General features: G+C 74.2%; 9 protein-coding genes. 4 read left to right on the plus strand and 5 right to left on the minus strand.

Annotated elements, in window-relative coordinates; all coding sequences use genetic code 11:
* The first annotated feature begins 113 nt into the window (after positions 1-113).
* The 4 genes from F7Q99_RS22595 (at position 114) to F7Q99_RS22610 (ending at position 6795) form a co-directional block, all read left to right on the plus strand.
* A complete protein-coding gene (locus F7Q99_RS22595) occupies positions 114-3494 on the plus strand; it encodes an amino acid adenylation domain-containing protein (RefSeq protein WP_195911149.1) in 3381 nt (1126 codons plus the stop codon).
* On the plus strand, positions 3491-4243 hold the full coding sequence (locus F7Q99_RS22600) for a leucyl/phenylalanyl-tRNA--protein transferase (RefSeq protein ID WP_326846993.1): 753 nt from the start codon (positions 3491-3493) through the stop codon (positions 4241-4243). The genes F7Q99_RS22595 and F7Q99_RS22600 overlap by 4 nt, the downstream gene beginning before the upstream one ends.
* An 85-nt stretch (positions 4244-4328) precedes the next feature.
* Positions 4329-5894, plus strand: coding sequence for a hypothetical protein (locus F7Q99_RS22605; protein ID WP_153464251.1), 1566 nt, complete (start codon positions 4329-4331; stop codon positions 5892-5894).
* 130 nt (positions 5895-6024) lie between these two features.
* Positions 6025-6795: a serine hydrolase gene (locus tag F7Q99_RS22610; RefSeq protein ID WP_326846994.1), complete on the plus strand. Its 771-nt coding sequence runs from the start codon at positions 6025-6027 to the stop codon at positions 6793-6795.
* Here F7Q99_RS22610 and F7Q99_RS22615 read toward each other — a convergent pair.
* The 5 genes from F7Q99_RS22615 to F7Q99_RS22635 are packed head-to-tail and all read right to left on the minus strand — an operon-like array spanning position 6758 to position 12237.
* A complete protein-coding gene (locus tag F7Q99_RS22615) occupies positions 6758-7915 on the minus strand; it encodes an FAD-dependent monooxygenase (protein ID WP_153464255.1) in 1158 nt (385 codons plus the stop codon). The two genes, F7Q99_RS22610 and F7Q99_RS22615, sit on opposite strands and share 38 nt — an antisense overlap.
* Positions 7916-7935: 20 nt before the next feature.
* Positions 7936-8562 carry a GTP-binding protein gene (locus tag F7Q99_RS22620; protein ID WP_153464257.1) on the minus strand — a complete coding sequence of 209 codons (627 nt, stop codon included), beginning with the start codon at positions 8560-8562 and terminating at the stop codon, positions 7936-7938.
* Positions 8563-8567: 5 nt separating this feature from the next.
* Complete coding sequence (locus F7Q99_RS22625) at positions 8568-8996, minus strand: DUF742 domain-containing protein (RefSeq protein WP_153464259.1); 429 nt, start codon at positions 8994-8996, stop codon at positions 8568-8570.
* Positions 8996-9457 carry a roadblock/LC7 domain-containing protein gene (locus F7Q99_RS22630; protein ID WP_153464261.1) on the minus strand — a complete coding sequence of 154 codons (462 nt, stop codon included), beginning with the start codon at positions 9455-9457 and terminating at the stop codon, positions 8996-8998. The genes F7Q99_RS22625 and F7Q99_RS22630 overlap by 1 nt, the downstream gene beginning before the upstream one ends.
* On the minus strand, positions 9454-12237 hold the full coding sequence (locus F7Q99_RS22635) for a sensor histidine kinase (protein WP_326847247.1): 2784 nt from the start codon (positions 12235-12237) through the stop codon (positions 9454-9456). Before F7Q99_RS22635 ends, F7Q99_RS22630 begins: the two co-directional genes overlap by 4 nt.
* Positions 12238-12468 lie beyond the last annotated feature (231 nt).

The following is a 12468-nucleotide window of genomic DNA, read 5'->3' on the forward strand; positions in this document are numbered from 1 at the left end:
GCACCTGGATTCCGGCTGGTTTGCGGCTCGACATTCCTAATGTGCCGTGAGTGCGTATAGTCAGGAATGTCGTACCTCTCAGCATTCTGCCGCCACACCACGAGGTCAAGCCGGTGGATGACGCAGCCAACAGCGCACAGGGCGTACGGACGGATGTGAACTCCGAGCGTCACGCCGTAGTCCGCGATGACAACGGTCAGTACGCCATCTGGCCGGGCGACTTAACGGTCCCGGGCGGATGGCACAAGGTCTTCGGGCCCGCCACCCGGGCGGACTGCCGGGCCCACGTCGAGCGCGAATGGCGGCCCGCTGGGCTGGGGTTCGCGCCCGGGCCCGCCACCGTCCGTGATCCGGGCCGTGCCGTCGCCGGCTTCGCCGACACCGTGCACGGACTGTTCCGGGCGCGCGCCGCGCACGACCCCGACGCGGTCGCGGTGATCGCCGACGACGCCACGCTCAGCTACCACGAACTGGACCGCCGCAGCGACCGCCTGGCCGGCGCGCTGCGGGCCCGGGGCGTCGGGGCCGAGCAGGTCGTGCCGGTCTGCCTGGAGCGCGGCGCGGACCTGCCGGTCGCCTGGCTGGGCGTGCTCAAGACGGGCGCGGCGTTCCTGCCACTGGACCCGGCGTACCCGCCGCGGCGGCTGGCACAGGCCGTCGAGGAGTGCGGGGCGCGGATCGTCATCGCCTCCGGCGGCCCGGACGGCGTCTCCGCCGGCTTCCCGGGCGCGGAGGTGCTGGCCGTGGACGCCCCGGCCCCCGACGGGCCGCTGCCCGACGGCCGACTGCCCGACGGCGCCGCGCCCGACGACCTCGCCTACCTGATCTACACCTCCGGCAGTACCGGCAGGGCCAAGGGCGTCGCGGTCACGCACCGGTCCATGGTCTTCACCCTCGACCGGGTCATCCGCGCCTACGGGCTAACTTCCCGTGACCGCGTCCTGCAACTCGCCGCGCTCGGCTTCGACACCTCGCTGGAGCAGGTCTTCGCCACCCTGCTCACCGGCGCCACCCTCGTCCTCGGCGGCAGCCACACCTGGGCACCCACCGAGCTCGTCCACCGGATGCGCGATCTCGGCCTCACCGTCGCCGACCTCACCCCCGCCTACTGGCACCACGTGCTCGGGCTGCTGCCCGCCGGCGGGCCGGGGCCCGAGGGCCTGCGGCTGATCATCGTCGGCGGGGACACCGTGCACGACCACGACTGCCGCATCTGCCTCGACCGGCTGCCCGGCGTCCGGCTGGTCAACGCGTACGGCGTCACCGAGGCCGCCATCACCTCCACCCTGTGCGAGGTGACCCCGGCGCTCCTGGAGAGCGGCGACACGGGCGCGGCGGCGGCGCCCGTACCGATCGGCCGGCCGCTGCCCGGCGTACAGGTGCACGTCCTCGACAACCGGCTCAGCCCCGTCAGGCCCGGCGAGAAGGGCGAGATCTACCTCGGCGGGCCCGGCCTCGCCCGCGGCTACTGGCGCGCCCCCGTGGCCACCGCCGAATCCTTCCTGCCCGACCCCTACGCACCCGTGCCCGGCGAGCGGATGTACCGCACCGGCGACGCCGGGCGCTGGCGGGCCGACGGGCAGCTGGAGATCCTCGGCCGCTTCGACGACCAGGTGAAGGTCCGCGGCTACCGGGTCGACATGTCCGAGATCGAGGCCGTGCTCGACGGCCACCCCGACGTCCGGCTGGCCCGGGTCGCCGCCGACTTCAGCCCCCTCGACGGCGCCCGCATCCTGACGGCCTACTACACGCTCGTCGACCGGGAGAAGTCCGGCGCCCGGGCGCGGCGCGACCGGATCCGCGCCTACCTCGCCGAACGGCTGCCCGAGTACATGGTCCCGGCCGACTTCGTGCTGCTGGAGGACATGCCGCTCACCCCGGCCGGCAAGATCGACCGGCGGCTCCTGCCCCACACCGAGCCCCAGCTGCAGCGGCGCAGCGGCGGCGGGGGCGCGGTGGGCCGGGCGGAGCCCGCGGCGGGTCCGACTCCGGCGAGGACCGGCGGTGTGACCGCGGAAGTGGTCGGGCACCTGTGGTCCGAACTGCTCGGCGTCGAGGAGGTCAAGCCCACCGACGACTTCTTCGACCTCGGCGGCAACTCGCTGCTCGCCATGGAGATGCTCGCCCGAGCCCGCATCATGATGGGCATCGACGTGACCCGGATCCGCACCCTCACCCGTTCCCTGCTGCGCGACGCCACCCTCGGTGCCTTCGCCGGAGCCGTCCAGGAAGCCCGCGCCGGCACAGCCTCGGGCGGCAGCCCCGCCGACCGGGCCGCCGTCGACTGGGCCGCCGAAACCGAAATCGGCCACCCCGTACGGCAGTCCTGGCGCCCCGCACCCAGCCGCGCCGAACCCGCCGAGATCCTGCTCACCGGTGCCACCGGATTCTGCGGCTCGCACCTGCTGAACACCCTGCTCGCCACCACCCGTGCCCGCATCCACTGCCTGGTCCGCGCCCCCGACGAGGAACACGCCCTCGAACGCGTCCGCGCCGCCCAACAGCGCTTCCTGCGCCACGACCTGTCCGACACCCGGGTCGTGCCGCTGGTCGGCGACCTCGCCGAACCGCTGCTCGGGCTGACACAGCGCCAGTTCGAATGGCTGGCCGGCAACCTGGACGCCATCCACCACCTCGGCGGGCAGGTCAACTTCCTCTACCCCTACCACCAGCTGCGCGGTGCCAACGTCGGCGGCACCCGCGAGGTCGTCCGACTCGCCGGACACAGCCGCGGCATCCCCGTGCACTACCTCTCCACGCTCGCCGTCCTCGTCGGCTTCGGCGCGGCCGGCATCGACGAGGTCACCGAACGGACTCCGCTCGCCCACCCGGAGAAGCTGGGCGTCGGGTACGTGGAGAGCAAGTGGGTCGCCGAACAACTGCTGCACAACGCCGCCGCCGTCGGGCTGCCCGTCACCGTGCTGCGCACCAACGACGTCACCGGGGACCTCGTGACGGGCGTCATGAACACCGGGACGGAGATCTGCGCCCTGATCAAGTACATGGCGGAGAGCGGCACGTGTCCCGACGCGCGGCTGCTGCTCGACTTCGTCCCCGCCGACCGGTTCGGCCAGGCCGTCGTCCACATCGCCGCCCACGCCCCCGCCAACGGCGAGGTGTACCACCTGACCTCGCCCCGGCCCGCCGTCCTCGCCGACCTCGCCGACCGGCTCCGGGCCCGCGGCTACCCGGTGGCCGAACTCCCCTACGACGAATGGGTGCAGAGCCTGGTCCGGTTCGCCGCCGGACACCCCACCCACCCCATCACCCCGTTCGTCCCGCTGTTCGTCGACCGCAGCCCCGGGACCGACCTGTCCCTCAGCGAGATGTACTTCCGGCCGACCTTCCCGCTCTTCGACCGGACCAACACCGAGGCCGCGCTCACCGGCAGCGGCATCGACCTGCCGGCGGTGGACGCGGCGCTGCTCGACCACTACCTGGAGCAGCTGCTGGCGGACGGCTACCTCGGACCGCCTCCGGGAGGCCGGCCGTGAGCGTCTTCGCGGACCTCGACGTCCAACGCGGCCCCGGGGACGGGCCGGTGGCGTTCGGGGGTGGCGTCGGGCCGGAGGACCTGCTCGCCGCCTACCGGCACGGGCTCTTCCCGATGCCGGCGGCCGACGAGTTCGCGAGCGCGTACAACGAGGCGCGGTTCGAGGAGTCCGTCGCGGCGGGCGAGATCGCACTGCTGGGCGGGGAGGACCCGTACGCGGTGGCGTGGTGGTCGCCCGATCCCCGGCCCGTCATTCCGCCCGGCGGCGTCCGCATCGGCCGGCAGCTGGCGCGGCGGCTGCGCAACCGCCTCGGCTGGTGGACCAGCGCCGACCGGGCCTTCGACGAGGTGCTCGCCACCTGCGCGCAGGGGCGCCAGCCGGCCTGGCTGGGCAAGGAGTTGCAGGACGGGCTGGCGCGGCTGCACGCGCTCGGCGCCGCGCACAGCGCGGAGGTGTGGGACGGCGACGAGCTGATAGGCGGCGTCTTCGGCGTCTCGGCGGGGCCGGTGCTGAGCCTCGACTCGATGTTCCACCGCCGCCCGGACGCCTCCCGAGTCGCCGTCGCCGACCTCGCGGCGCGCTTCGCGGCCGCCGGGGGCCGGCTCCTCGACGCGCAGTGGGACGGGCCGCACATCCGCAGCCTCGGCGCCGTGCCGCTGCCGCGGGCGCGGTACCTCGCGGAGCTGGAGGTTCCGGCCGACGTCCGGGAGCTCCCGGGGGACCGGCTCCCGGCCGCACGACTGGCCTGACGCCCTCTCACCATCGGTGGTCGTGTCATTACCCGACTTGGCCTGTCTTCGACAAACTTATTCCGCGTCAGTAACATGACGCCGCGTGTTCAAGAGCGCAATAGGCAGGGCCGTCCGGCCCGCCCTCCTCACCCTCGTCCTGACCGGGGTCGCCGCGTGCGGGCCGACGTCCTCCGGTACCCCCCAGGCCGCCGCCGGCACCGACCCGGCCGCCACCCCGGTAGCGGCTGCGGCTACCGGGACCGGCCCGGCCGCCGCCCAGTCCTCCGGCACACCCCACGCCCGCGCCACCACGCCCGGCTCCGCGCCCACCAGCGCGCGGCCGACCGCCTCCGTGACCGTCACGGCCGCCCCGGCCGGAGTCCAGCAGGCCGCCATCGGCACGCCCGGCAAGGACGGCGGCGCGGTCACCGCCACGGCGAAGAACCTGCAGCTCACTGCGTACGACCCGGCGGGCGGGACGGCGGTCCTGTCGGCCGCCCAGGCCTCCACCGCGTCGCCGACCGCCACCCCGACCGCCACCCCGAGCGCCACCCCGAGCACGACGCCGAGCGTCACGGCGAGTGCGACTGCGAGCGCCACGCCGAGCGGTGCCCAGGCCGTCCAGCCCGGCGCGCTGATCGCCAGCCCGCCCACCGCCGCCGCACCCCAGGGCGCCCTCGTCGCCGTCACATCCGTCCAGCAGGGCGCCGGCGACACCATCAAGCTCGCCACCCGGCCCGCCACCATCGCCGAGCTGCTCGGCGGCACCGAGGCGGACGGAAAGGTCGCCGTCGACCCGCACAACATCAAGGTCACGCCCCTGGTCAAGGACCTCAAGGCGAGCATCGGCAAGGACAACGGCGGCGTGAAGGCCGATGCCTCCGGCACGCTGGAAGTCGACGTCAACGCCCCGATCCCGCTCCCCGAGGGCGCGAGCGTGGCGGCCTCCGGCTCCCTCCAGCTCCACCCGGCCGTCCACTTCGCCTACCACGGCGCCAGTGCCGGCAGCCCGCGCACCGCGTCCATCGGCTTCGACCTGGGCGCCCACGCCCAGTGGAAGGTCAGCGGCGACCTCGCCCGCAACACCGGCGCGGCCCCGATCCGCCTGCCCTTCGCCAAGCTCCAGGCCAGCCCGGTGCTGACCGTCGCCGGCCTGCCCGTCGTCGTCAACCTCGGCCTGACCTGCTACCTGGAGATCGGCGCCGACGGCCAGATCCACGTGGAAGCCGAGCAGGAGGCCACCGGCACCTGGGCCGTCCGCGCCGACTACACCGGCGGCAAGGGCTGGGCCCCGATCACCGACGCCTCCGACACCAAGGTCTCCCCGGTGCACCTGCGCCTGAGCGGCAAGGCCTCCGTCCGCGCGTCCCTGGGCGCCGAGGCCAGCATCGGCCTCTACGACACCGTCGGCGTCGAGACCACCGTCGCCCCCTACCTGAGCGCCAAGGCCGAAGGCTCCCTCACCGCCGACGTCCCCGGCGGCGCCCCGCAGGCCCAGGGCAGCTGGTCGGTGGTCGGCGGCATCGACCTGAATGGCGCGCTGACCGCGCACCTGAAGATCTTCGGCACCCCGATCATCGAGGGCAAGCTCCCGCTGCCCGCCTTCCACCGCGAATGGCCGCTCCTGACGGGCTCCGGCGCCATTCCGGCCCCGCGCCCGAGCAGCTGACGAGGCGTGAACACGTGGGCCCCGGCCGGGACTACCCGGCCGGGGCCCGTTGCTGTGCGGGGGTGGACCCGGGGGAGGCGGAGTTTGCCCCTCGACGGCGCCGGGAACGCCACTTCGCATGTTGTCTGTGGTGGTGGCTCCCTCGGAGGGTGGCGAGCCGGTGTTCGCGCGGGCACCGGACGAACTGCACTACGCGGCGAGCACGATGAAGGTGGCCGTGCTGGCCGCGCTGTACCGGAGCGGCAAGGACCTGGACACCGAGGTGCCGGTGGTGAACCGGCATCCCTCGGCCGTGGGCGGCGAGTTCGGCAACGACCGGGCCGGCGACAGCGATCCGGTGCCCTGGGAGCTCCTCGGCGGGACGGCGCCGCTGCGCACGCTCGCCGAGCGCATGATCACGCACTCGTCGAACCTCGCCACCAACCTGTGCCTCGCCGCCGTCGGCCGCGATGCGGTGGCGGAGGTGTGGCGGCGGGCCGGGGCGACGCGCAGCGCGAGCCCGCGCGGGATCGAGGACCACGCGGCACGTGACGCGGGTGTTCAGAACCTGGTCAGCGCGCGGGATCTCGTCCGGCTCCTCCAGTCCCTGGACGGAGAGCCGGAGTTGCTGCGGATCCTGGAGCGGAACGTGTTCCGGGTGGATCTGGCGGCCGGACTGCCGCCGGGCACCCGGATCGCGTTCAAGAACGGCTGGGTCGGCGGTGCGCGCCACAGCGTCGGGCTCGTCCATCCCGACGACTGCCCGCCGTACCTGATCGCGGTCTGCTACACCGGACCGCTCGCCTCGGGCAAGGGCACCGCGGACCCGGCGGCCCGGCTGGTGGCCCGCATCTCGGCGGCGGTGTGGGCCCGCCGCCGGGACATCACCCCTCGGAACGGGAAGTCGTCCAGTACGGCTTGACGAGGACGTGCGCGGCGCCCGGGATGCCGACCTTCAGCAGCCCGTCCTCCTCCGGCGTGGTGGGCGTGCCGGTCTCCTGCTTGAGGATCGCCCGGGACAGCGCCTGCACCCACATGGCGCGCGGGCGGCGGCGCTCCTCCCAGGCGGTCAGCGCTGCGGGGACGTCGTCGGCGGCGTCGAGGCTGCGGGCGAGGACGAGCGCGTCCTCGACTGCCATGGCGGCGCCCTGCGCGAGGTGCGGGGTGCTGGCGTGCGCGGCGTCGCCGGCCAGGACGACCCGCCCGACGTGCCAGGGCTCCTCGACCGTCACCTGGGAGATGCGCGAGTACACCACCGCGGCCGGGTCGGTGACCCGGGCGAGCGCCTCGGCGATCGGGCCGCCGAATCCCGCCAGGCGCTCGGCGAGCTGCTCGTGGGCGCGTGCCGGGTCCGGGCGGAAGTCCTCGGCCTCGGCGAACACCGAGCCCAGGTACATGAGTTCGTCGCTGATCGGCGTGAGCAGCGCCTTCGCCTCGATGTCGCCGGCGGACATCACCACGCCCCGTACCTCGGGCGAACGCGGCAGCGTGACGCGCCAGTTGGCGAAGCCGGTGTACTCGGGGGCGTACGCGTCGCCGTACAGTCGCCCGCGCAGCGGCGAGCCGATGCCGTCGAAGCCGACGACGAGGTCGTAGCGGCCGGTGTGGCCGTCGGTGAGGGAGACGTCCACGCCCGCGCCGTCGTCGGCGAGTTCGGCGATCGTGGTGCCGAACCGGAGGGCGGCGCCGGCCTCGGCGGCGGCGGTGCTCAGCACCTTCGCGAGGGCGGGGCGCGGAATGCCGTTGCAGGAGGGGGCGTCGCCCATCCGGGGCTGCGGGATCTCGGCGAGGGTGGCACCGTCCGGGTCGCAGATGGTCAGCACCTCCCACTCGAAGCCGACGGCCAGGCAGGCGTCCAGGACGCCGATCTCGCGCATCACGTGCAGGGCGTTGGACGGCTGGATGATGCCGACACCCAGCGCCTCCAGCCCGTCGCGCAGTTCGGCGACGTCGACGTGGTGGCCCCGCCGGGCGAGGGCGGTGGCGAGGGTCAGGCCGCCGATGCCGCCGCCGTGGACGAGGACGCGCAGGGATGGGGTCATGACGAGCTCCAGGAGGGGGGTCAGCCGGCGGGGGCGACGGCGGCGAGGTCCATCAGGTGGTCGACCAGGGCGAGCAGCAGGTCCCGGCCGAAGGCCCGTTCGCGGACGTCGCCGAGCAGCATCGGCACCTGCGGGTCGAGGTCGAGCGCGGCCCGGATCTCGTCGGGGGTGCGGGTGTTGTGGCCGTGGAAGCAGTTGATCGCGACCGCGAACGGGATGCCCCGGCTCTCGAAGAAGTCGACGGAGGCGAAGCTGGTGTCCAGCCGCCGGGTGTCGGCGATGACGATCCCGCCGAGCGCGCCGTTGACCAGGTCGTTCCACATGAACCAGAAGCGCTCCTGGCCGGGCGTGCCGAACAGGTAGACGACGAGGTCCGGATTGACGGTGATCCGGCCGAAGTCCAGCGCGACGGTGGTGGTGTCCTTCTGGTCGACGCCGGCCAGGTCGTCCACGCCGATGCCGGCCTTGGTCAGGTACTCCTCGGTGCGCAGCGGGGTGACCTCGCTGACCGAGCCGACGAGGGTGGTCTTGCCGACGCCGAAGCCGCCCGCGATGAGGATCTTGACGGCGGCGGGCGCGGCGGGCGCTTCCGCGGGCGTGACGGGGGCGTGGGGCGCCACGACGGTGCCGGGGTTGGGTGTTGCCATGGGGTTCAGAGTCTCCGGAGTCCTTCGCGTACGGCCGTGAGCAGGCCGAGGTCCACGCCTCCGGCGGCCCGGGCCACCCAGAGCGGTGCCCGGGCCCGCAGCAGGCCCTGGGCGACCAGGTCGCCCAGCAGGATCTTGGTGACCGAGACCGGGAGGTCCAGGCCGGCCGCCACCTCGGCGACCGCGGCCGGGCGCCGGCAGCGGTCGAGGATCAACCGGTGCTCGGGCTGGAGGCCGCGGGCGCCGGCGCGGCTGCCCCGCGCCGGGGCCGGGGCGGCCTCGTCCTCGACCGTGCTGAGCACCGTGATCAGGGTGAGGTCGTCGCGTTCGGGCGCGGTGCGGCCGTGGGTGATGGTGTACGGGCGCACCATGATCCCGGCGTCGTCCTCGGCCTCCTCGTCGGAGGGTGCGCTCCAGTGCGGGACCACCGGCATCAGCCCTGCCCGTTGCCGTTGGACCGGCGGGCGGCGAAGGCGTCGAACGAGGCCGGGGCGGCGTCGCCGCGGGCCGGGGTGCTGAGCTTCTGGCCGACCTGCTGCACCAGGGTGTGCATGGCCACCGACATCACCTCGGCGTCCACCTCCTGGGAGGCGATCACGGCCAGATGGGTGCCCCGGGCCGCGGCGATGACGAACAGCCAGCACTCGGCCAGTTCGACGATCACCTGGTGCACCGGCCCCCCGTCGAAGAGCTGGCCGACGCCCCGGGCCAGGCTCTGCTGGCCGGTGGCGACGGCGGCCAGCCGCTCGGCGTCGGCGCGCTCGACGGAGCGGGAGTGGCTGACGACCAGGCCGTCGTCGGAGAGCAGGACGGCGTTCCTGGTCCCGGGCACCGAGTCGACGAGTCCGTCCAGCAGCCAGTCCAGGTCCTGGTGGGTGGCGATCGTTCGGTTCATGGCTGGTCATCCGTTCGTGTGGTTCGGGGGTCCGCGGCCGACGTCGCCCAAGGGGACGGGTCCGGCGCGGAGGCCGGGGAGCCGGGGGGAGCAGTGGGGGGTGTCTGCGGGGCGACGTCCCGTGCCCGGGCGGCGCGGGACTGGCGCTGGAAGGCGCCGATCGTGGCGCCGGAGCGGCGCACCGGTCGCTGGAACGGGCCGCCGGAGCCGTCTTCGGAACCACCTTCGGAACCACCTGGGCCACAGTCGACCGGCTGCTGCCGGTGGCGCGGCGGCGGGACGCGCAGCTCGGCCGCGAGGCTGGCCTGGCGGATCCGCTGCGGCAGCGGCGGCTGCTCGCCGTCGGCCGCGCCGAGCGGTACCGCGGAGGCGTGCCCGCGGTGCTGCCGCCGCTCGGCCAACCGGTAGTGGTCGGCCGAGCGGTACTGCTCGTCGGCGTAGGGGGCCTCCGCGGCGGTGACCCGGGCGTAGGCGATGTCCGGGTAGGCGGGGGCGCCGTGCGAGGGCGCCTTGTCCGTCGGGGCGTCGGGGGCGGGGGAGCTGTGCTCGATCGGCTGGTCGGCGCGGGGGGCGCCGGCGCGTGGGCGGACGGCCTCGACGTGCCCGAGCGCCTCGACGGGAGCTGCCGCGGCCGGAAGCCCCCGGAAGCCCGGTACGGCCGGCCCGAAGGAGTCCACGGGAGCGACCGGCTGCCCCGGCCGCTCCTCGGGTGCCTCGTTGGAGGCCGTGAGCAGCGCCTTGCGCGAGCGCCGCACCAGCGGGATCGGCCCGGCCGGGGCGGCGGCGGGCAGGGCGGCGTCCGGCAGCCCGGCGTCGCCGTCGATGACCAGCTCGGTCGGGACGAGCACGACCACCCGGGTGCCGCCGAAGGCCGACGGGCGGAACTCGATCTTCAGCCCGGTGCCGGCGGCCAGCCGGGCGATCACGTGGAAGCCGAGGCGGAGGTCGTCCCCGTGATCGAGCACGTCCATCCGCGGCGGGCGGATCATCAGCTCGTTGGCGGCGTCGTACTGTTCCGGGTCCATGCCGAGGCCGCGGTCCTCGATCTCCACCGCGAGCCCGCGCCCGACCATGGCGGCCCGGACCTCGACGGGCGTCGGCGGCTTGGAGAAGGCGGTGGCGTTCTCCATCAGCTCGGCGAGCACGTGCGCGACCGGCCCGACGGCCCGTTCGGACAGCCACGGGTGGCCCTCGACGTCCAGCACGATCCGGCGGTAGTCCTGCACCTCGCCCTGCGCGGCGCGCAGCACGTCCAGCAGCGGGACGGGCTTGCGCCAGCGCCGCTGCGGCTGGCCGCCGGCCATGATGACCAGGTTCTCCTCGTAGCGGCGCAGGCGGGCGGCGAGGTGGTCGAGGTCGAACAAGCCCTCCAGCACCTCCGGGTCCTCGTGCCGGCGCTCCAGCTCGTCCAGCTTGCGCAGCTGGCGGCCGATCAGCAGCTGGGTGCGGCGGGCGATGCGCTGGAGCAGCCGCTCGAAGCCGCGGTGCTGCTCGGCCTGCCGGACGGCGGTCTCCAGGGCGGAGGTGCGGGCCAGGTCGAGCGCCCGGCCGAGGCGGGCCAGCTCGTCGGTGCCGCTGCCGTGCGGGCCGGCCGTGATGGCCCGGGACTCGGCCGCCACGTCGACCTGCTCGCCACGTCCGAGGCGCTCCACCACCTCGGGCAGGGTGCGCTCCAACTCCTCGGCCTGGGTCTGCAGTTCCGTGATTCGGCGGCGCAGCGAGCGGCTCAGCCGCCAGCTCGCGACGACCACCGCGACGACCGCGACCAGGCCGACCGCGCTGGTCAGGACGACGGTGGTGAGCAGGGAGAGGATGGTGCCCCGGCCGACCTCGACGACGCCGTCGGTGCGGGTCTCGATCGCCTTGACCAGCTGCGGGGTGAGCTGGTCGACGGCCTGGCGCCACTGGTCCTGGGACGGCGGCAGCTTGACGGTGGCGCCGCCCTGCTCGGCCGCCGTCGGCCTGGTCAGCGACTGCTCGACGGCCGTCTTCGCCTGCCAGGCCGGGCTGTTCATCAGGTCGTGCCAGGCCTGCGCCTCGCCGGCCGGGACGTAGGGCGCGACCTGGACGGCGAACAGGTGGTTCTGCGCCCCGATCGCCTCCTGCACCTGCTGGTAGTCGGCGACGGCGAGTCGCCCGGACGGCCAGCCGCGGGCCAGGACGGCGTCCTCGCGGGCCAGCATCTCCTTGGCCCAGAACGCGTTCACCAGGGTCTTGGAGATCCAGGTGACCTCACCGGTGTCGACGTGGCTGAGCGCGGTGAACAGCCGCAGGTCGACCGCGATCAGGTCGGTGTAGTACGCGTACAGGGACTGCTGGTCGATCGCGCCGCGGTCGACGGCGGCCCGCTGCTCGGCCAGCCTGCCCATGGCCTGACGGGCCTCGGCGACGGCGCTGCGCACCTCGGCGGGGGCCTCGTCGGCGGTCTCGCCGGAGAGCGTCTGGAACCGGCGCACCGCGTCGTCGGTCAGCTGCCGCTGGCGGCGCAGCTGGTCGGCGTTGGAGCCGGGCCGGGCGAGCGCCTCGGCGCTGAGCCGGCGTTCCTCCTGGAGATTGTAGTAGACGACGTTGGACGGCTGCCCGGCCTTCTGTGCGAGCAGGCCCTGGCCGGCCTGGCGCTGGAAGGAGAACAGCGTCTCGCCGCTGGTAACCGCCCAGAGCAGGGCGAGGGCGACGCCGGGGACGACGGCGAGGACGATCAGCGCCGTCCGCAGCGACAGGCGCGGACGCCTGCGGGGGTCCTTCGGCGTCGGGGGCCGCCGATTCGCACGCGCGCGCAGAGCTGACTCCTTGGGGCTGGCGGCCGACCGGTTCGGGCCGGGCCGTCCGGGGCACGGGCCTTGACGAGGCGATACTAGTCATACCGTGTGATTCGAGTGAACATTCGTTCGCCGCCTTGGTGGTGCTCGCACACGGACTGGGCACAATGTCACCTGGATGTTGACCGTTCGTCATCGAAGGATCCCTGGTCGCAGCCTCTTGACAAAATGTCAGCGTGGCGCGTGCGCGCC

Source organism: Streptomyces kaniharaensis, assembly GCF_009569385.1.
GTDB classification, from domain to species: domain Bacteria; phylum Actinomycetota; class Actinomycetes; order Streptomycetales; family Streptomycetaceae; genus Kitasatospora; species Kitasatospora kaniharaensis.

Excerpts from the sequence above, each read along its gene's own strand:
- F7Q99_RS22615 (WP_153464255.1), bottom strand. The coding sequence starts at position 7,915 with ATGACCCCATCCCTGCGCGTCCTCGTCCACGGCGGCGGCATCGGCGGC.
- F7Q99_RS22620 (WP_153464257.1), bottom strand. The coding sequence starts at position 8,562 with ATGGCAACACCCAACCCCGGCACCGTCGTGGCGCCCCACGCCCCCGTC.
- F7Q99_RS22625 (WP_153464259.1), bottom strand. The coding sequence starts at position 8,996 with ATGCCGGTGGTCCCGCACTGGAGCGCACCCTCCGACGAGGAGGCCGAG.
- F7Q99_RS22630 (WP_153464261.1), bottom strand. The coding sequence starts at position 9,457 with ATGAACCGAACGATCGCCACCCACCAGGACCTGGACTGGCTGCTGGAC.